18 protein-coding genes, 1 tRNA gene and 1 pseudogene are annotated in these 19,637 nt (G+C 69.5%); 15 read left to right on the top strand and 5 right to left on the bottom strand.

Annotated elements, in window-relative coordinates; translation table 11 throughout:
• Positions 1-50 precede the first annotated feature (50 nt).
• A complete protein-coding gene (locus LRX76_RS13935; RefSeq protein ID WP_231806216.1) occupies positions 51-929 on the top strand; it encodes a LysR family transcriptional regulator in 879 nt (292 codons plus the stop codon).
• Between the two features lie 93 nt (positions 930-1,022).
• Here LRX76_RS13935 and LRX76_RS13930 read toward each other — a convergent pair whose 3' ends face one another.
• Positions 1,023-2,366, bottom strand: coding sequence for an Nramp family divalent metal transporter (locus LRX76_RS13930; RefSeq protein WP_269450891.1), 1,344 nt, complete (start codon positions 2,364-2,366; stop codon positions 1,023-1,025).
• Positions 2,367-2,496: 130 nt separating this feature from the next.
• Between LRX76_RS13930 and mntR the strand changes: the two genes are divergently transcribed.
• The 3 genes from mntR (at position 2,497) to orn (ending at position 4,382) form a co-directional block, all read left to right on the top strand.
• Complete coding sequence (gene mntR, locus LRX76_RS13925) at positions 2,497-2,955, top strand: manganese-binding transcriptional regulator MntR (RefSeq protein WP_231806214.1); 459 nt, start codon at positions 2,497-2,499, stop codon at positions 2,953-2,955.
• Positions 2,952-3,467 carry a tRNA adenosine(34) deaminase TadA gene (gene tadA / locus LRX76_RS13920; protein WP_269450890.1) on the top strand — a complete coding sequence of 172 codons (516 nt, stop codon included), beginning with the start codon at positions 2,952-2,954 and terminating at the stop codon, positions 3,465-3,467. Before mntR ends, tadA begins: the two co-directional genes overlap by 4 nt.
• Positions 3,468-3,824: 357 nt before the next feature.
• Positions 3,825-4,382 carry an oligoribonuclease gene (gene orn, locus LRX76_RS13915; protein WP_331716784.1) on the top strand — a complete coding sequence of 186 codons (558 nt, stop codon included), beginning with the start codon at positions 3,825-3,827 and terminating at the stop codon, positions 4,380-4,382.
• 442 nt (positions 4,383-4,824) lie between these two features.
• Here the strand turns inward: orn and LRX76_RS13910 are convergent, their stop codons facing one another.
• Both LRX76_RS13910 and ppsA read right to left on the bottom strand, forming a co-directional pair.
• A complete protein-coding gene (locus tag LRX76_RS13910; RefSeq protein WP_231806212.1) occupies positions 4,825-5,724 on the bottom strand; it encodes a mechanosensitive ion channel domain-containing protein in 900 nt (299 codons plus the stop codon).
• Positions 5,724-8,102, bottom strand: coding sequence for a phosphoenolpyruvate synthase (ppsA, locus tag LRX76_RS13905; protein ID WP_231806210.1), 2,379 nt, complete (start codon positions 8,100-8,102; stop codon positions 5,724-5,726). Before ppsA ends, LRX76_RS13910 begins: the two co-directional genes overlap by 1 nt.
• Positions 8,103-8,244: 142 nt before the next feature.
• Between ppsA and LRX76_RS13900 the strand changes: the two genes are divergently transcribed.
• The 9 genes and pseudogenes from LRX76_RS13900 (at position 8,245) to LRX76_RS13860 (ending at position 14,890) form a co-directional block, all read left to right on the top strand.
• A complete protein-coding gene (locus LRX76_RS13900) occupies positions 8,245-9,066 on the top strand; it encodes a pyruvate, water dikinase regulatory protein (protein WP_231806208.1) in 822 nt (273 codons plus the stop codon).
• A gap of 194 nt (positions 9,067-9,260) precedes the next feature.
• Entirely contained in the window at positions 9,261-9,809 is a 549-nt protein-coding gene (locus tag LRX76_RS13895; RefSeq protein ID WP_231806206.1) for a DUF1249 domain-containing protein, read from the top strand.
• A gap of 302 nt (positions 9,810-10,111) precedes the next feature.
• Entirely contained in the window at positions 10,112-10,600 is a 489-nt protein-coding gene (locus LRX76_RS13890) for an 8-oxo-dGTP diphosphatase (protein WP_231806205.1), read from the top strand.
• 368 nt (positions 10,601-10,968) lie between these two features.
• The gene (locus LRX76_RS13885; RefSeq protein WP_231806204.1) at positions 10,969-11,583 is read left to right on the top strand and encodes a phosphatidylcholine/phosphatidylserine synthase; all 615 of its coding nucleotides are present in this window, start codon (positions 10,969-10,971) and stop codon (positions 11,581-11,583) included.
• Positions 11,584-11,632: 49 nt separating this feature from the next.
• A pseudogene (gene phaE / locus LRX76_RS13880) lies at positions 11,633-12,520 on the top strand (class III poly(R)-hydroxyalkanoic acid synthase subunit PhaE); the annotation flags it as partial.
• A 179-nt stretch (positions 12,521-12,699) separates the two neighbouring features.
• Entirely contained in the window at positions 12,700-13,767 is a 1,068-nt protein-coding gene (locus tag LRX76_RS13875; RefSeq protein ID WP_231806203.1) for a class III poly(R)-hydroxyalkanoic acid synthase subunit PhaC, read from the top strand.
• A gap of 64 nt (positions 13,768-13,831) precedes the next feature.
• Positions 13,832-14,182: a DUF5329 domain-containing protein gene (locus LRX76_RS13870; protein ID WP_231806240.1), complete on the top strand. Its 351-nt coding sequence runs from the start codon at positions 13,832-13,834 to the stop codon at positions 14,180-14,182.
• Positions 14,183-14,231: 49 nt separating this feature from the next.
• Complete coding sequence (locus tag LRX76_RS13865) at positions 14,232-14,435, top strand: PspC domain-containing protein (RefSeq protein WP_231806202.1); 204 nt, start codon at positions 14,232-14,234, stop codon at positions 14,433-14,435.
• 17 nt (positions 14,436-14,452) lie between these two features.
• Positions 14,453-14,890 carry a hypothetical protein gene (locus LRX76_RS13860; RefSeq protein WP_231806239.1) on the top strand — a complete coding sequence of 146 codons (438 nt, stop codon included), beginning with the start codon at positions 14,453-14,455 and terminating at the stop codon, positions 14,888-14,890.
• Between the two features lie 311 nt (positions 14,891-15,201).
• Here the strand turns inward: LRX76_RS13860 and LRX76_RS13855 are convergent, their stop codons facing one another.
• Complete coding sequence (locus tag LRX76_RS13855) at positions 15,202-16,413, bottom strand: FAD-dependent oxidoreductase (protein ID WP_231806200.1); 1,212 nt, start codon at positions 16,411-16,413, stop codon at positions 15,202-15,204.
• Between the two features lie 176 nt (positions 16,414-16,589).
• Between LRX76_RS13855 and LRX76_RS13850 the strand changes: the two genes are divergently transcribed.
• Complete coding sequence (locus LRX76_RS13850) at positions 16,590-16,808, top strand: hypothetical protein (protein ID WP_231806198.1); 219 nt, start codon at positions 16,590-16,592, stop codon at positions 16,806-16,808.
• Positions 16,809-16,930: 122 nt separating this feature from the next.
• Positions 16,931-19,282, top strand: coding sequence for a Tex family protein (locus tag LRX76_RS13845; protein WP_231806196.1), 2,352 nt, complete (start codon positions 16,931-16,933; stop codon positions 19,280-19,282).
• 199 nt (positions 19,283-19,481) lie between these two features.
• On the opposite strand, the gene LRX76_RS13840 is transcribed toward LRX76_RS13845, so the two are convergent.
• Positions 19,482-19,558: transfer RNA gene (locus tag LRX76_RS13840), tRNA-Arg, on the bottom strand.
• Between the last annotated feature and the right edge of the window lie 79 nt (positions 19,559-19,637).

Here is a 19,637-nt window from a genome sequence, read left to right as displayed (position 1 = left end):
TGTCGTATTAGTAAAATGAATTCTTTGAATTCACAGGATTCGATAAGGGAATGGATATCCGGCAGCTGAAGGCTCTGGTCGAGGTGGTGCGCCGCGGCGGTTTCTCCGCGGCGGCCGAAAGCCTCAACGCGACCCAGCCGACCGTCAGCAAGACCGTGAAGCTGCTCGAGGACGAGGTCGGCCTGCCGTTGCTGGAGCGCTCGCGGCAGGGCGTACGCCTCACCCAGGCCGGCGAGATCGTCTACCGGCGCGCGCTCACCCTGCTGGCCGAGCGCGACAGCCTGGAAGCCGAGCTGGACGACCTGCGCGGCCTGCGCCGCGGCGAACTGCACGTGGGCCTGCCGCTGCTCGGCAGCGACATCCTGTTCGCACCGTTGTTTGCCGCCTATCGCGAACGCTACCCGGGCGTGCAGCTGCGCTTGCTGGAACTCGGCAGCCAGGCGCTGGAGGACAGCCTGCGCAGCGGCGACGTCGAGCTGGCCGGCAGCCTGCTGCCGGCGGACGACGAATTCGAGTGGCAATCGGTGCGGCGCGAGCCGATGGTGGTGGTGATGCCGCCGGGGCATCCGCTCGCGGGCCGCGACAGCGTCGGCCTCGATGCCCTGAAGGACAGCGCCTTCATCCTGTTCGAGAAGGGGTTCGCACTGAACCGGCGCATCGTCGCCGCCTGCCAGCGCCATGGCTTCACCCCGCGCGAGGCCGCCCGCAGCGGCCAGATCTCCTTCATCGCCGCGCTGGTGGCCGCCGGGATCGGCGTGGCGGTGCTGCCGCGGATGATCGCGCAGCGGCACGTGCACGGCCTGCCGATGGCGTTGCTGGACGAACACGACCTGGTCTGGCACATGGCACTGATCTGGCGCCGCGGCAGCTTCCTCTCCCGGGCCGCGCAGGCATGGCTGCAACTGGCCTCCGAGCACCGGCGCGGATAGCCTGCGCAGCCCGGGCAGGCGCAGCGCATCCGGGAGCCTGGCGCGGCGCGGCCGTCCCCCCAGCGGCGATGCATTTGCCGGGGGCCACGGGCGCTACATGCGGATCGTGTCGATCAGCAGCTTGATGTTCAGCACCACGATGACGGCGGCGATGATCCAGGCCAGCGCCAGCAGCCAGCGCGGCGTCGCCAGCGCGCCCATGCGCTTCCTGTCGGCGACGAAGTGCACCAGCGGGATCACCGCGAACGGCAACTGCATCGACAGCAGTACCTGGCTGAACACCAGCAGCCGCGCCGTGCCGGACTCGCCGTAGATCGCCGTCACCACCACCACCGGCACGATCGCCAGCCCGCGGGTGATCAGGCGCCGCAGCCACGGCGGGATGCGCAGGTGCAGGAAGCCCTCCATCACGATCTGCCCGGCCAGCGTCGCGGTGACGGTGGAATTGACGCCCGAGGCCAGCAGCGCCACCGCGAACAGGGTCGAGGCGATGCCCGCGCCCAGCATCGGCGCCAGCAGTTCGTAGGCCTGCTCGATCTCGGCCACGTCGGTGCGCCCGTGCAGGTGGAACACCGAGGCCGCCAGGATCAGGATGGCCGCGTTGACGAACAGCGCCAGGCTCAGCGCGATGGTGCTGTCGGTGACCGCCCAGCGCAGCGCCGAGCGGCGGCCGGCGTCGGTGCGCGGATAGGCGCGCGTCTGCACGATCGATGAGTGCAGGTACAGGTTGTGCGGCATCACCGTGGCACCGACGATGCCGATCGCCAGGTACAGCGCCTGCGGGTGGGTGACGATCTCGGCGCGCGGGATGAAGCCGGCCAGCACGTCGCCCAGCACCGGCGAGGCCATCGCGATCTGGATCGCGAAGCACAGGAAGATCACCGTCAGCAGCGCGATGACGAACGCCTCCAGCCGGCGGAAGCCACGGTTCATCAGGTACAGCACCAGCAGCACGTCGACCATGGTGATGATCGCGCCGGTGAGCAGGGGGATGCCGAACAGCAGCTTCAGCGCGATCGCGGTGCCGATCACCTCGGCCAGGTCGCAGGCCACGATCGCCGATTCGCACAGCAGCCAAAGCACGATGTTGGTGCGCTTGCCATAGCGCTCGCGGCAGGCCTGGGCCAGGTCCATTCCGGTGGCGATGCCCAGGCGCGCGGCCAAGGACTGCAGCACCACCGCCATCAGGTTCGACAGCAGGATCACCGACAGCAGCAAGTAGCCGAACTGCGAACCGCCGGCCAGGTCGGTGGCCCAGTTGCCCGGGTCCATGTAGCCCACCGACACCATGTAGCCAGGGCCGACGAAGGCCAGCAGCTTGCGCCACCAGGGGCCGCCGGCGGCCGGTACGGCGACGCTGGCGTTCATCTCGCCCAGGCTGCGGTGGCTGTCGCCGGGCGTCGTGCGGCCGGGGGCGGGTGGCGAGGTTTCTGGCATTTCCAATGCGTCCGGATGATCCGGTCAGTATATAGCAATGGCTATTAGAGAAAGCATGAGCAATCAAAGCGCCCGAATGGACCTGCATCGGCCCGATGAACGATCATTCGCGCATGCAGTGAGGAGCGCGATGGTGGGCAAAGAAGAAAACACACAGATTCCGGGCCTGTTGGACGCGCAGCTCCACGTCGAGGGCTTCCGCCAGGTGCGCGAGGCGCACCGGCTGGAACTGGTGGAGGACTACGTCGAACTGATTTCCGACCTGCTGGCCGATGGCGGCGAGGCTCGCCAGGTGGACATTGCCGCGCGCCTGGGCGTGGCCCAGCCGACGGTGGCGAAGATGCTCAAGCGCCTGGCGCAGGGCGGGTGGGTGGTGCAGCGCCCGTACCGCGGCGTGTTCCTGACCGAGGAGGGCGAGGCGCTGGCCGAGGCCTGCCGTCAGCGCCATCGCCTGGTGGAGCAGTTCCTGCTGGCGCTGGGAGTGGACGCGGACACCGCGCGCCGCGACGCGGAGGGCATCGAGCACCATGTCAGCGATGCCACCCTGGCCGCCTTCGCCGAGTTCGTGGCAAGGACGCAGGAGCGTTGAGCGCGCAGCAGTCCAGCCTGGACCCGTCCGACACCGACACCGACGAGCGCTGGATGCGGCAGGCGCTGGCGCTGGCCGACCGCGCGCAGCACGAGTTCGACGAGATCCCGGTGGGCGCATTGGTGGTCGGGCCGGAAGGCCGATTGCTGGGCGAGGGCTGGAACCTCAACATCGCCAGCCACGATCCGAGCGCGCATGCCGAGATCGTGGCGATGCGCGAGGCGGGCAGGGCGCTGGGCAACCATCGCCTGGTCGGCTGCACGCTGTACGTCACCCTGGAACCGTGCGCGATGTGCGCCATGGCGATCGTGCACGCGCGGCTGGCGCGGCTGGTCTATGCCGCCGGCGATCCCAAGACCGGCGCCTGCGGCAGCGTGTTCGACTTGCTGGGCGATCCGCGCCACAACCACCGCGTGCAGGTGACGGCGGGCGTGCTGGCGACGGAGGCCAGTACGCGCCTGAGCAACTATTTCCGCGCCAAGCGCGGACGGCCGCCGATCGCCGGACCCTGAGTGTCGCGTCAAGGCCCAGGTGCCGGCCCGGCACGTGCCTCCGACTCGTAGCGCCGCGTTGCGGACATTGCCAGGAAGGCCAGACTCGGCGGGCGGCCGGCGCCTTGCGCTGCAAGCCGATGGCCGCGCGCAGAAGCGACATCCAAGTCTTGGCGCGACATCGGCAGGGAACTTCGATGGCTTCGCCGCGGTGATGCGCTTTACCGGTTCCACCGTGGTGGAACACGTTTGCCCGGAGTGTTTCTGCCGCCCACGCGCCTGGCGGTGCGCCGCGATCCTGTGGTGGCGGGTGGGCTGGGCTATCATTCGCCGTCATCAATGCTGCCGTGCGCAGCCCCGGAAACAAGGCAAGCAAGCGTGGAAAACCAAGCAGGCAACGACCGGCTGATCTGGATCGATCTGGAAATGACCGGCCTGGACACCGATCGCGATTCGATCATCGAGATCGCAACCGTCGTCACCGATGCCCAGCTCAACGTGCTGGCCGAAGGCCCCGAGTTCGCCATCTCGCATCCATTGCAAGCGCTGGAGGCGATGGACGAGTGGAACCGCAACCAGCACCGCCGCTCGGGCCTGTGGCAGCGGGTGCTGGACAGCCAGGTGAGCATCGAGCAGGCCGAGGCGCAGACCGTCGCGTTCCTGGCGCAGTGGGTGAAGGCTGGCGTATCGCCGATGTGCGGCAACTCGATCTGCCAGGACCGCCGCTTCATGCACCGGCTGATGCCGCGGCTGGAGCGCTATTTCCACTACCGCAACCTCGACGTCAGCACGCTCAAGGAACTGGCCAGGCGCTGGGCGCCGGAGATCGCCGCCGGGGTCGCCAAGCAGTCCTCGCACACCGCGCTCAGCGACGTGCACGACTCGATCGACGAGCTGCGCCACTACCGCAAGCACATGGCGGCGCTGGCGGGCTGAGCCGTCTTCCGCGCCGATCGATCCTGCCCGGCGGCTTCCCGTGGCCGGGCAGCGTCGCCCGGGTGGGCGCAACACCCCCGGGACGCGGATCGTCGGCACGTGACTGCAATCCCGGGCGCGCCATAGGCCTTGCCGGGGCCACGTGCTGGCGCAGCCGTCCACCGTGCGCTTTGTCGCGTGACTCCGTAGGAGCGACTTCAGTCGCGATCGGGCTTTCCCGGGAAAGCCCGATCGCGACTGAAGTCGCTCCTACGGCAGCAGGCGTGGCCGGATAAGTACAGTGCAGCCGTGACGCGCAGCGGATATCCGCCTGGGCACGAACGAAAAGGCCGGCTCCAGGAGCCGGCCTTTTCGTCAGTAGTGGAGCCTCTTCGAGGCCCCCGCAACAGTGCAGCCGAGGGGGCGGCCTTCGGCTTCGAGGCGGCAGGGCCTCGAGGCCGGATCAGCCCTGGCCGGCGTCGTTCTGTGCGGGGCGCTGCACGTCCAGCGCCAGCGGCTTGTTGGCCGCGTTCTGCAGGTGGACCTGCAGGCTGGCCACCGGAGTGGCGATGCCGGCGGCGGTGAGGCGGCTGCGCACGCCTTCCAGAAGCGCACTGCGGGCGTTGCCGTAGTCGGCCGTCGAACTCCACACGAACAAGTCCAGGCGGATGTTGGCCTCGCCGAGATTGCCCACCTGCACCAGTGGCGCCGGGTCCTTCAGCACCAGCGGCACTGACGCCGCCGCTTCCAGCAGCAGCTCGCGCGCCCGGCCCAGGTCGTCGCCCAGTCCCAGCGTGACCGAGACGTCGATGCGCCGCTGCGGCCGTGCGGTGATGTTGATGATCGGCGCGGTGGTGATCGAACTGTTGGGCAGCACGATCAGGCGGTTGTCGGCCGTGCGCAGGCGGGTCTGGAAGATGCGGATCTCCTCGACCGTGCCTTCCTGGCCGGCCACCTGCACGTAGTCGCCGTCGCGGAACGGACGCAGCACGATCAGCATCACCCCCGAGGCGATGTTGGACAGCGAGTCCTTCAGCGACAGGCCGATGGCCAGGCCGGCGGTGCCGAGCACCGCCAGCGCCGAGGTCATCGGCACGCCGATCTTCTCCAGCGCGGCGACGAACACCACCACCAGCAGCACCGCGTAGACCACGTTGGACAGGAACCCGGCCAGGGTCCCGTCCATCTTCGCGCGCTGGTTGACCCGGCGCAGGCCGTTGCTAACGCGCTTGGCCAGCCACATGCCGATCAGCACGATGGCCAGCGCCGCGCCCCAGTCCTGCGCCAGCTGGATCCAGTCGATCTTGCTCAGATCGGTGGGGATCACCGGGGCCGCCGCGGTGGTGGTTGCCGGCGTCGCCATCAGCCTTGCCTGGCCTTGCTCTTGGCCAGCCGCAGCCAGGTATCGACCACGGTGTCGGGATTGAGCGAGACCGACTCGATGCCTTCGTCCATCAGCCACTGCGCCAGGTCGGGATGGTCCGACGGGCCCTGGCCGCAGATGCCGACGTACTTGCCCTTGGCGCGCGCGGTCTTGATCGCCATCGACAGCAGCTTCTTCACCGCCGGATTGCGCTCGTCGAACAGGTGGGCGACGACCGACGAATCGCGGTCCAGGCCCAGGGTCAGCTGGGTCAGGTCGTTGGAGCCGATCGAGAAGCCGTCGAAGATGTCCAGGAACTCGTCGGCCAGCAGCGCGTTGGACGGCACCTCGCACATCATGATGATCTTCAGCCCGTTCTCGCCCTGCTTGAGGCCGTTGGCCTCAAGCACCTCGACGACCTTGCGGCCTTCCTCCAGCGTGCGCACGAACGGGATCATCACCCACAGGTTGGTCAGGCCCATCCCGTTGCGGACCTTGAGCACCGCCTGGCATTCCAGCGCGAAGGCATCGGTGAAGGAGGGATCGACGTAGCGGCTGGCGCCGCGGAAGCCGATCATCGGATTCTCCTCGTGCGGCTCGTACTTGCTGCCGCCGATCAGGTTGGCGTACTCGTTGGACTTGAAGTCCGACAGGCGCACGATCACCGGGTGCGGCGCCACCGAGGCGGTGAGGGTGGCGATGCCCTCGGCCAGGCGGTCGACGTAGAAGCTGACCGGATCGGCGTAGCCGGCGATCTTGGCGTCGATCTTCTGCTTGGTCTCGGCGTCCTGCTTGTCGTACTCCAGCAGCGCCTTCGGGTGCACGCCGATGTGGCTGGCGATGATCATCTCCAGCCGCGCCAGGCCGATGCCGGCATTGGGCAGCTGGCCGAAGTCGAACGCGCGCTCGGGATTGGCGACGTTCATCATGATCTTCAGCGGCGCTTCCGGCATGTGCGACAGGTCGGTGGTGGTGCGCTCGAACGCCAGCTTGCCGTCGTAGATGTAGCCGGTGTCGCCCTCGGCGCAGCTGACCGTGACTTCCTGCCCGTCCTTGATCGCCTGCAGCGCGTTGCCGGTGCCGACCACGGCCGGCACGCCCAGCTCGCGGGCGATGATCGCGGCATGGCAGGTGCGGCCGCCGCGGTTGGTGACGATGGCGCTGGCGCGCTTCATCACCGGCTCCCAGTCCGGGTCGGTCATGTCGGCCACCAGCACGTCGCCGGGCTGGACCTTGTTCATGTCGTCCAGCGAGCGCACCACGCGGGCGACGCCGGCGCCGATCTTCTGGCCGATGGCGCGGCCCTCGGCGACCACCTCGCCGCGCTTCTCCAGGGCGAAGCGCTCGATCTGGGTGGCGTGGCTGCGCGACCTCACCGTCTCCGGGCGCGCCTGCACGATGAACAGCTTGCCGCTGACCCCGTCCTTGGCCCACTCGATGTCCATCGGCCGCTCGTAGTGCTGCTCGATGACCAGCGCCTGCTTGGCCAGTTCCTGCACGTCCTCGTCGGCGATGGAGAAGGTGTTGCGCAGTTCGGCCGGGGTGTCCTCGATGCGCACGCGCTCGCCGGGGACGTCCGAGTACACCATGCGGATGGCCTTGCTGCCGAGCGAGCGGCGCAGGATCGCCGGCTTGCCGGCCTTGAGCGTGGGCTTGTAGACGTAGAACTCGTCCGGGTTGACCGCGCCCTGCACGACCATCTCGCCCAGGCCGAAGCTGGAGGTGATGAACACCACGTCGCGGAAGCCGGACTCGGTGTCCAGGGTGAACAGCACGCCGGAGGAGCCCACGTCCGAGCGCACCATCAGCTGTACGCCGGCGGACAGGAACACGTCCTCGTGCTTGAAGCCGTGGTGCACGCGGTAGGCGATGGCGCGGTCGTTGTAGAGGCTGGCGAAGACCTCCTTGACCTTGTGCACCACGTCGTCGGCGCCGGTCACGTTGAGGAAGGTCTCCTGCTGGCCGGCGAAGCTGGCGTCGGGCAGGTCCTCGGCGGTGGCCGAGGAGCGCACCGCGACCGCCACGTCGCCGCCGCCGTTCTCCTGGCTCAACCTGACGTAGGCCTCGCGGATGTCCTTGTCCAGGTCAGGCTGCAGCGGGGCATCGATGACCCAGGCGCGGATCTCCTTGCCGGCGGCGGTCAGCGCGTCTACGTCCTCGACGTCGAGCGAGGCCAGCCGGTCGAAGATGCGCTTGGACAGGTCGTTGTAGGCGATGAACGCCTTGAACGCCTCAGCGGTGGTGGCGTAGCCGCCCGGTACCGAGACGCCGAGATTGGCAAGGTTGCCGATCATCTCGCCCAGCGAGGAGTTCTTTCCGCCCACGCGGGCCAGATCGGCCAGACGCAGCTCATGCAACCAAAGGATGTTCTCGTTCAAGCGCGATGCTCCATTGGCCATCGCCCGAGGCGGGCTGAGTGGCCGCGTCCGTAGGAATAGGCCACTATGATGCAGCGCACCCCAAGGCCTGCACAAGCTTGTCGTGCCGCGCCTTCGGGAACGAGCAAGGAGAAACAGCACAATGTCGACGATCCGGCCGGTGTTCTATGTGTCCGATGGAACCGGTATCACCGCTGAAACCATTGGCCACAGCCTGCTGACCCAGTTCAACGGCGTCAGCTTCGTCACCGATAGGCTTTCGTTCATCGACGACGCCGAAAAGGCCCGCCAGGCCACCCAGCGCATCCGCGCCGCCGGCGAGCGCTACCAGGTGCGGCCGATCGTGGTCAATTCCTGCGTGAACCCGGAACTGAGCATCATCCTGGCCGAGAGCGGGGCGCTGATGCTGGACGTGTTCGCGCCGTTCATGGAGCCGCTGGAGCGCGAACTCAACGCGCCCCGGCACTCGCGGGTGGGGCAGGCGCACGGCATCGTCGACTTCGATACCTACCACCGCCGCATCAACGCCATGAACTTCGCGCTGACCCACGACGACGGCATCGCGCTGACCTACGACGAGGCCGACGTGGTGCTGGTGGCGGTGTCGCGTGCCGGCAAGACCCCGACCTGCATCTACCTGGCGCTGCATTACGGGGTGAAGGCGGCCAACTATCCGCTGACCGACGAGGACCTGGAGACCGACCGCCTGCCGGCGCGGCTGCGGCCCTATCGCAACAAGCTGTTCGGCCTGACCATCGATCCGGAGCGGCTGCACCAGATCCGCGAGGAGCGCCGGCCCAACTCGCGCTATGCCAACCTGGAAACCTGCCGCCGCGAGGTGGCCGCCGCCGAGACGATGTTCCGGATGGAGCGGATCCCGACGCTGAGCACCACCCACACCTCGATCGAGGAGATTTCCAGCAAGGTGCTGGCGACGCTGGGGCTGCAGCGCGAAATGTTCTAGCCGTGTCGCCGCGATCCGCTAGCCGGGCAAGGCCGGGGACTGCACCCGGGGCGACGATCGCGATGGGGCATCGCCGTCCCCGGTGCGCTGCTGTTGCCCGGACCATGGCGGCGTAGCCGCGACCTCCAAGGTAGGCGCAGTATCGGCGGTCGTCAATGCTGCCGCCGGCGCGGATCAACGTGTAGGATCGGACCATGACGTACGCCACCACGCGCACCGAACGCCTGCCCCGCCTGACCCGTTTCGGCTGGTTGATGGGCCTGTATGCCGAGAACTTCCTGCACCTGAACCGGCTGTTCGCGCCGGCCGACCTGCGGGTGGGCAGCTATGTGTCCGCGGTGGGCGATGGGCTGGACGTGCGCCTGGACGTGATCGAGCAGCACCCGTACACGGTCGAGCTGCGCCTGACCTACGACCTCAGCGATCCGGTGACCGGCGAGCCCGATCCCTCGGCCTACATCCGCCTGTACCGCGACGCCCGCCAGGCCGAGACCACCCACTGCTACGTGGGCCGGCGCTGGCAGGACGTGATGGGCCTGTACCCGCCGCCGGCCGAGCTGATCAGCCACCGCATGCGCATGAACACCTTCCTCGGCAAGTGGCTGGAATACCTGGCCGAGCGCGGCCACGGCGTCGCCACCCTCGGGCGTGTCGTCCAATCCCTAGCAGGTCGCGCCGTTCCTGCGCATGGCCGGGTCGAGGAAGAGGGGGAAAGTGGACGTACGTCCACGCCCGGGCGATGACGCGGCCCCGGCTGCGCGCAGGAGCGGCCGTTCGGGTCGGGCCTGCAGGGTCGCCAGCCGGCGCCGCGCGGCTTGACCCCCGCCTGCGCGGGGGCACGCTCTGACGGCCAGTCAGGCGCTGCGCACGCAGCACCCGGCTGACGGCCCTGCAGGCCCAGCACGGCGGCCTGCTCGGGAATGGATGGCAGGCCTGGTCGCGTACGAGCGCTCGCACGCGCTGCCCGTGGCCGGCCGAGACACGCTCGCGCGCCCCGGTGCGGTCTATCATTCGCCGCTTTCCGGTTTCGCAGGTCCGCTTCCCTATGCCCTACACCCCGATCGTCGCCACGCTCGGCTACGTGATCTCGCCCGATGGCCGCCAGGTGCTGATGATCCATCGCAACACGCGCCCGGAAGACCATCACCTGGGCAAGTACAACGGCCTGGGCGGCAAGGTGGAACCTGACGAGGACGTGCTGGAATGCATGCGCCGCGAGATCCGCGAGGAGGCCGGCATCGAGTGCGGGCCGATGCGCCTGCGCGGCACCATCAGCTGGCCGGGCTTCGGCAAGCACGGCGAGGACTGGCTGGGCTTCGTCTTCGTGATCGATGGCTACAGCGGCACGCCGCTGCGCTCCAATCCCGAGGGGACGCTGGAATGGGTGGAGCGCGAGCGCCTCGAACAGCTGCCGCTGTGGGAAGGCGACCGCCATTTCCTGCCGCTGGTGTTCGACGACGACCCGCGCCCGTTCCACGGCGTCATGCCCTACCGCGATGGCCACATGCTGTCGTGGAGCTATTCGCGCGTGTGAGTTCTCCACAAGCGGTGTGGACCAGCGAGGTACAAAGCTGTGGACAACCGCCGCAAGTGCTTGAAAGCGCTCGCACGCCTCGTTCGCTGGTGAAATAATCGCCACCGTGCCGCGGCGTTTTCCACAGCCCGTGTGGATGGTTCAGGGACAAGCCTGTGGATAGAATCGCGCGCTCCATGCGTGGCGGGCATTCGCGCCGGACTGGTGAAAAAATCGCCAGCCGGTTGCGGCCATCCCGGCGCCGGCGGGCCGGTGGGCGGGTGCCGGGATGGCAGCAACATGCGCCCGGAAGGGACGCGCAGCATGCCAGGGCCCGCTGCGGGGCGGCACGCGTTAACCTGTGCCGGTCAGGTCCCGACCGAGGTTTCATGAAACGCCACTTCTCGATGCTGCGCGATTTCCAGCTGGCCGACTGGTTCACCCTGGCCAACGCCTTCTGCGGCACCGGCGCGATCTTCGCCGCCATGCGCTTCCTGCAGGACGGCCATCGCGGCGACCTGCTGTTCGGCATGGCGCTGATCCCGCTTGCGTTCATCTTCGATGCGCTCGACGGCCGCGTGGCGCGCTGGCGCAAGTCGTCCTCGACGCTGGGACGGGAGCTGGATTCGCTGGCCGACATCATCTCCTTCGGCGTGGCCCCGGCCGCGCTGGCCTATGCCTGCGGCATGCAGGGCGGCTGGGACTGGCTGGTGCTGAGCTACTTCGTCTGCTGCGGCGTCAGCCGACTGGCGCGCTACAACGTCACCGCCGAGCAGATCGCCGGCGACGACGACAAGGTGCCGTACTTCGAGGGCACGCCGATCCCGACCAGCCTGGTGCTGGTGCTGCTGCTGGCGGTGGCGGCGGCCACCGGCAGCGTCGGCGACGCGATCTGGTGGGGGCGGTGGCAGCTGGGTCCATGGCAGCTGCATCCGCTGGTGCTGCTGTTCGCGCTGTCCGGTTCGCTGATGATCAGCAAGACGCTCAAGATCCCCAAGCCTTGAGCCGCAGACGGTTGCTATGATCGCGGCACAGCCGCCTGGGAGGGTGACGATGGCCAGCCAAGGGTCCGACGACCCCCTCGATTTCGAAGCCCTCGCGCGCCAGTACTGGGGGGCGTGGGGCAGCGTGCTGCGCGAAGGCGCCGCGCAGCCGCCCGGTGGGGAAGCGCAGGCCGGTGCCGGCGAGCAGTGGCGCCAGGCGATGGACTGGTGGAACACGCTGCTGCAGGACAAGGTGGACGATGGTGCGCGCGATGCGATGCACCGCTTCCGCGGCCCCGCCGGCGACTGGTTGGCGACCATGCAGAAGGTCGCTGCGCAGTTCGCCGGGCGCGACACCAGCAGTGCCGAGGTCGCCCGGGCCTGGCGCCGGGCGGTGGAGGCGCAGGAGGGCCACTGGCTGCAGTGGATGACCGGTGCGACGGAGCAGGCCGGCTCGCCCGGTTGGGATCCGGCGCTGGAGCAGGTCTCGCAGTGGCTGGAGCGCTGGCGCCGCGACAACGCGCCGTGGCTGGGCATGCCCGGCTTCGGGCTGGGGCGCAACCAGCACGAGCGCTGGCAGCGGCTGGCGCAGGCGCAGCAGCAGTACCAGGCGCAGGCGCAGGAATACGCCCGGCAGCTGCGTTCGGCCATCGAGCAGGCGTTCTCGCTGTTCGAGCAGAAGCTGTCCGAGCACGAAGCGCCGGGCGAGCAGCTCACCAGTGCGCGCGCCATGTTCGACCTGTGGATCGATGCGGCCGAGGAAGCCTATGCCGGCGTGGCGATGTCGGAGGAATTCCAGCGCATCTATGCCGGGTTCGCCGAGGCGCAGATGCGCTTGCGCGGCGCCATCCAGCAGGAGATCGAGCAGCTGAGCGAACGGCTGGGCATGCCCACGCGCTCGGAGATGGACGCGGCGCACCGGCGCATCGCCGAACTCGAACGGCTGTTGCGGCGCATGGCCGCGGCCCAGGATGCCGCAGCGAAGCAGGCGCCGGCAGGTCCGCGCAAGGCGGCGCCATCTGCGCGCAGGCCCGCGAAGAGGACAGCGCCGGCCACGGCCGGACGCAAGGCCGCGGCCGCCGCGCCCAGGACCTCGACGGAGAGGAAGAAGCCGGCAGGACGCGGCCGGAGCCGGCCGTGAAGGGGCCGCTGGGTTTCGGCAGCGAGGACCTGCTGCAGGAGACGCTTTCACTGCAGCGCAAGCTGCTGGAAGGGCTGAAGCTGCTGCCGCAGGTCGACGACGTGCAGTACGGGGCCACCGAGCGCCAGGAAGTCTGGCGCGACGGCAAGGTGGTGCTGTACCGCTTCGTCGGCGATGCGCCGCCCACCGCGAAGGTGCCGCTGCTGATCGTCTACGCACTGGTCAACCGGCCGTACATGGTCGACCTGCAGGCCGACCGCTCGCTGGTGCGGCGCCTGCTGGAACTGGGCGAGGACGTGTACGTGCTGGACTGGGGCTACCCGGACCGCTCCGAGCGCTACCTGACCCTGGAGGACTACCTGCTGCGCTACATCGACGGGGCGATCAACCACCTGCGCGCGGCCAACGCGCTGCCGGCGGTGGACGTGCTCGGCATCTGCCAGGGCGGCACGTTCTCGCTGTGCTATGCCTCGCTGCGGCGCGAGAAGATCCGCAACCTGATCACCATGGTCACGCCGGTGGACTTCCATACCCCGGACAACATGCTCTCGCACTGGGTGCGGCAGGTGGACGTGGACCTGCTGGTCGATACCCTGGGCAACGTCCCGGCCGAGCTGATGAATGCCAGCTACCTGATGCTCAAGCCGTTCCGGCTGAACCTGCAGAAGTACGTCGGGCTGCTCGACATCCTCGACGACAAGGAGGCGCTGGAGGATTTCCTGCGCATGGAGAAGTGGATATTCGACTCGCCCGACCTGGCCGGCGAGGCGTTCCGCGAGTTCGTCAAGCTGTTCTACCAGGACAACGGGCTGATGCAACGCAGCATCAGCATCGGCGGCTCGCCGGTGGACCTGGCCGGGCTGGACATGCCCATCCTCAACGTCTACGCCGAACAGGACCACATGGTGCCGCCGGACGCCTCGCGCGCGCTGGCCGGGCTGGTCGGCAGCGACGACTATTCCGAGCTGAGCTTCCGCGGCGGCCATATCGGCATCTACGTCTCCGGGCGCGCCCAGCGCGAGGTGCCCTCGGCCATCCACGAGTGGCTGCGGCGGCATGGCTGAGCCGGGTCGCCGCGCCGGCGGCCGGGTACGCCGGTTGTGGCCGCTGCCGTGGCTGGCGATGGCGATGGCGCCGCTGCAGGGCCTCGCCGCCGACGGACGGGCCAACACCCAGGCCCAGGTCGAGATCCATGCATTGCTGGACGGGCTGGCCACCTCGTCCTGCCGGTTCCAGCGCAACGGCACCTGGTACGACGGCGAGCGTGCCAGGGCGCACCTGCAACGCAAGTACGCCTACCTGCAGCGGCGCGGGTTGGCGGTCGACGCCGAGGCATTCATCGAGCAGGCGGCCAGCCGCAGCAGCGTCAGTGGACGCGTCTACCGCGTCGCCTGTCCCGGGCAGCCGGAACGCGATGCGTCGCCGTGGTTCCGCGAGCGGCTGCAGCAGCTGCGCGGTGCGCGCGGCGCTGCGCCGTGATCACGGCGTTGCGGCTATCCTCGGGCCATCGCCAATGGAGCCTGCGGCCATGAGCCAGCCCGTGCACACCCTGTCGCGTTCCCTGAACGACCGCATGATCGCCGGCGTGATCGGCGGCATCGCCCGCCGCTTCGGCTGGAACTCGACGATGCTGCGCATCGTCTTCGTCATCGTCTCGATCGCCTCTGCGGCGTTCCCCGGCATCCTGGTCTACCTCATCCTGTGGCTGCTGATTCCCAACGAGGCGGACTGACCGCATCGCGGCCATGGCTGCGCCGCGTGCTGCTGGCGGCCGGGGCAGTGTGGACCTCGCCCAACACCTTGCTGGGGCTGGTGGCCGGCCTCGCGGGCATGGCCGGCGGCTCGCGCCCGCGCTGGCGCGGCGGCGATTGCGCGCTGGTGTTCGAGGCCTGGCCGTGGGGCCCGGGCGGCGCGATGACGCTGGGCAACGTGATCCTGCTGAAGGGCGATTCGCTCGATGCCGCCTGCTGCACCTACGAACACCGGGCCGGGCGCTGCCTGCATCCGCCGGTACGGCTGGGCGACCACGAGCGTGCCCACGTCTACCAGTACGCGGTGCTGGGGCCGCTGTTCCTGCCGCTCTACTTCGCCTGCGGCGGCATCGGCGTGGACAATCGGTTCGAACGCGCCGCCGACCGCTACGCCATGAGCGGCCGCGGCTGGTGGCCGTGGGAGCACGGGCGGTAGAGATGTGTGCGGTGCGATGCCGGCAGGTCCGGGCCGCGGCCTGGACGTGCGTGGGTTTCGGGCGCGCGCGCCGGCCCTGTGGGGCCGGCCTGCCGGAGGCGTCTGACGGGTAGCCCGGGCAAGGCCGAAGGCCGCACCCGCGATCGCGGTCGGCCGCCGGATGCGTGTCCAAGGGGATGCTGCTCCGGCCCGCGCAACCCACTGCACCGGATCGCGGCAGGCCGAGGCTACGTCCTGACGCGCACTAGTCCCGGGCAACCCCGTGCGTCGGTCGCGCAGGGGGCTGGTACCCCCGCCGTTCCGCGGCGGCTTCAGTCGAGCCGGGAGAATCCGAACAGCCGCGCCAGCGGATGGCGCCGTCGCTCGATCGCCGCGCGCAGTATCCCGGCGCCGAGCATGCTGTAGGTGATGCCGTTGCCGCCGTAGGCCATGGCGAACAGCACCCGGCGGCCGTGCTCGGCGTGCGCGCCGAAGAACGGCAGCCCGTCCTCGGTCTCGGCGAAGGTGCCGGCCCAGGCGAATGCCGGCTGCGGCGAGAAGCCGGGCAGGGCGGCGGCGATCTTCTTCTGCAGGCGCCGTGCCTTGGAATCGACGCGGGCGTCGCGCCGCAGCGGGATGTCGATGTCGTCGTCCTCGCCGCCGGCGACGAGGCGGCCGTCGCCGGTGCTGCGCATGTACAGGTACGGACGCGCGGTCTCCCAGATCATGGTGTCGCCGAGCCGGCCCAGGTCCCGCGCGTGCATCGGGTCGGAGACGAAGGCATAGCTGCTGCGGTTGCGGGCCACCGGCCGCGACAGCCAGTGCTGGCTGGCATAGCCGGCGGCGATGACCACGTGGCCGGCGCGGATGCGCGCACCGGCCGCGGTCTCCAGCACCACGCGCCGCGGCCCGGTCTCGATTGCGGTGATGCGCGTGCGGTCGAACACGCCCGCGCCCTGGCGCCGGCAACGCGCCAGCAGGCGGTAGGTCATGCGGTAGGGATCGATGCGCGCCGCCTGCCGGCTGAGCAGCGCCGCGTGGGCCTCCAGCCCGTAGTCCGCCCGCAGCGCGGGGGCATCCAGCCATTCGACCTCCAGGCCGTGGCGTTGCCGCATCCGCAGTTCCTCGCGCAGGCCGCGCACGTGCCGGCGCCGGCTGGCGTAGTAGAGGCTGCGGTTCCAGCCGAAATCCACGCTGCGGACCCCGGCCGACAGCTCGTGCAGCATGTCCAGCGCCCGGCAGCAGGCCAGGTAGGCCTGCGCGGCGGCGTCCTCGCCGTAGCGCCTGGCCAGCTCGGTCATGTGGGTGTCGATCTCGTACTGCAGCAAGGCGGTACTGGCGCAGGTGCTGCCCCAGCCGATGTCGCGCTGCTCCAGCACCGCCACCTGGTGGCCGTGGCGCACCAGCTCGTCGGCGATCAGCGCGGCGGTGATGCCGCCGCCGACGATGGCGACGTCGCACGCCAGGTCCTGCTCCAGCGGCGGGAACGCGCTCATCAGGCCGTTGCTCACCGCCCAGAAGGGATAGCCGCTCTTGAGGTCCATGTCGGATGAATGGGGGAGGAGAGCGCCGATCTAGCACCGGGGCCCGGTGAAGCACGCGTGATCGGCTGAACCGTTCGCCGCGCGTGAACGGGATCTTTCACCTGCGTGCAGGAAAACGTAACAAGCCGGTCCGTATTCTGCGCGTCGCAGTTGAAGTGGCAACAGGAGAAATACGCATGTCGATCATGCTCTACGTTGGCGGCAGCAAGGATGGCGACAAGGGCGTGGTGCCCTACGGTTTCACCAAGTCGATGACACAGACCGATGCGGGCCCGGAGATCTACGTGGAACGCTGCCTGGCGTTGCGTACCGGTTCGCAGGTCCGGGTGATGGCGCTGGAGTCGCTGGACGACGACATCGTCATGCAGCACGTGCAACGGCACTACGCCGGCTGAGTTCGCGCCGGACGGGCCGGGATCAGGCCGGCGGCAGGCCGCCGGCCATCTGTCAACGGGTTACGGCCCGGGCCGGGCGCTGCCAGAATGCGGACTTTCCGCACGCAGTCCCGGCTCCAGCAATGCAAGACAGCAAGCTCGCCCAGAAGATCGCCCAGACCATCGCCGACGAGATCGGCGCCCAGACCGCCCAGGCCCGCGCGGCCATCGCCCTGCTCGACGAGGGCGCCAGCGTCCCGTTCATCGCGCGCTACCGCAAGGAAGTCACCGGCGGCCTGGACGACACCCAGCTTCGCAACCTCGAGACCCGCCTGACCTACCTGCGCGAGCTGGAGGACCGCCGCGCCGCGGTACTGGCCAGCATCGACGAGCAGGGCAAGCTGAGCGACGAACTGCGCGCCGAGATCGAGGCCGCCGACAGCAAGTCGCGCCTGGAGGACCTGTACCTGCCGTACAAGCCCAAGCGCCGCACCCGCGCGCAGATCGCGCGCGAGGCCGGGCTGGAACCGCTGGCCGATGGCCTGCTGGCGGATCCCACGCTGGCGCCGGAAGCGTTCGCCGCCGGCTTCGTCGATGCCGGGAAGGGCGTGGCCGACACCAAGGCCGCGCTGGAAGGCGCCCGCGCGATCCTGATGGAACGCTGGGGCGAGGATGCGGCACTGGTGGGCGAGCTGCGCGGCTGGCTGGCCGACAACGGCGTCATCCGCGCCAGGGTGGCCGAGGGCAAGGAGGAGGCCGGCGCCAAGTACCGCGACTACTTCGACCATGCCGAGCCGCTGGCGAAGATTCCCTCGCACCGGCTGCTGGCGCTGTTCCGCGCTCGCCGCGAGGAGGTGCTCTACCTGGAGCTGGAGCCCGGCAGCGACGCCGAGGCTGGCCATGTCTACGCCGAGGGCCGGGTGGCCCGGAGCGCCGGCGTCGCCGACCGCGGCCGCCCCGCCGATGCCTGGCTGCTGCAGGCCTGCCGCCTGACCTGGCGCGCCAAGCTGCACATGCACCTGCTGCTGGACCTGTTCAACCAGGCCCGCGAGAAGGCCGAGGCCGAGGCCATCGCGGTGTTCGGCGACAACCTCAAGGACCTGCTGCTGGCCGCGCCGGCCGGCCCGCGCGTGGTGCTCGGGCTGGACCCGGGCATCCGCACCGGCTGCAAGGTCGCCGTGGTCGATGCCACCGGCAAGCTGGTGGCCACCGACACCATCTACCCGCACGAGCCGCGGCGGCAGTGGGAGCAGTCGCTGCACGCGCTCAAGGCGCTGTGCCTGAAGCACGGGGTGGAACTGATCGCCATCGGCAACGGCACCGCCAGCCGCGAGACCGACCGGCTGGCGGCGGACGTCATCAAGGCCACCCCGGAGCTGAAGCTGCAGAAGGTGGTGGTCAGCGAGGCCGGCGCCTCGGTGTACTCGGCGTCCGAGTTCGCGGCCAAGGAGTTTCCGAACCTCGACGTGTCGCTGCGCGGCGCGGTGTCCATCGCCCGCCGCCTGCAGGATCCGCTGGCCGAACTGGTCAAGATCGAGCCCAAGGCGATCGGCGTGGGCCAGTACCAGCACGACGTGGACCAGTACCGCATGGCCAAGGCGCTGGACGCGCGGGTCGAGGACTGCGTCAACGCGGTGGGCGTCTACGTCAACACCGCCTCGGCGGCATTGCTCTCGCGCGTGTCCGGGCTGTCCTCCAGCGTGGCCGAGAACATCGTCCGCCATCGCGACGACAACGGCCCGTTCAAGCGCCGCAAGGACCTGCTGAAGGTGCCGCGGCTGGGCGAGAAGACCTTCGAGCAGTGCGCCGGCTTCCTGCGCATCGCCGACGGCGACGAGCCGCTGGACGCCTCGGCGGTGCACCCGGAGGCCTATCCGGTGGTCGAGCGCATCGTCCAGGCCTCGGGCAAGCCGATCAAGGCGCTGATCGGCGACGGCGGCTTCGTGCGCTCGCTCAAGCCGGAGCAGTTCACCGACGAGACGTTCGGCGTGCCGACCGTGCGCGACATCCTCAAGGAACTGGAGAAGCCCGGCCGCGACCCGCGCCCGGAGTTCAAGGCCGCGCGCTTCGCCGACGGCGTGGAGGACATCAAGGACCTGCGGCCCGGCATGGTGCTGGAGGGCGTGGTCAGCAACGTCGCCGCGTTCGGCGCCTTCGTCGACATCGGCGTGCACCAGGACGGACTGGTGCACATCTCGGCGCTGTCGGACAGCTACGTCAAGGACCCGCGCGACGTGGTCAAGGCCGGCGACATCGTCAAGGTCAAGGTGCTGGAGGTGGACGTGGCGCGCAAGCGCATCGCCCTGACCCGGCGGCTGGAGGACGCCCCGGCACCGGCCAGGAGCGGCGACGCGCGTGCCGATGCCGCGCGCGGACCGCGGCGCGACCGCGGCGATGCACGCGGGCAGGGACGCACGGGCGGACGGCCGGCGAATGCCGCTGCACCGGTCAACAGCGCACTGGCCGACGCCTTCGCACGCGCGCGCAAGGGGTGAGAGCCGCCAGGGGCGGCCGCGTCGAGATACCAAGCAGCCCCCTGTAGGAGCGACTTCAGTCGCGATCGGGCCTTGCAGGTGAAGCCCCTCGCGACTGAAGTCGCTCCTACAGGGGGTGGTGCTGCGCCAGGCGCACCGAGGCCGTTCGCATGGACGCGAACCCGGGCTGGTGGAGCGATTCGCTCGCCGGCAGGAACGGTGGTGACCCCGGCCCGATTCGAACGGGCGACCTTCCCCTTAGGAGGGGGACGCTCTATCCAGCTGAGCTACGGGGCCAGAGACTGCGGTTGGATCGCCATCCCGCGCGAAAGGCCGGATGCGCGTCGTGGCCGCCGCAAGGCCAGACCGATGGACC

The sequence above is a fragment of the Stenotrophomonas sp. MMGLT7 genome (assembly GCF_021168555.1).
Classification (GTDB): Bacteria; Pseudomonadota; Gammaproteobacteria; order Xanthomonadales; family Xanthomonadaceae; genus MMGLT7.
The sequence above is the reverse complement of the archived record's forward strand: the minus strand, read 5'-3'. Positions and strand labels throughout refer to the sequence as shown.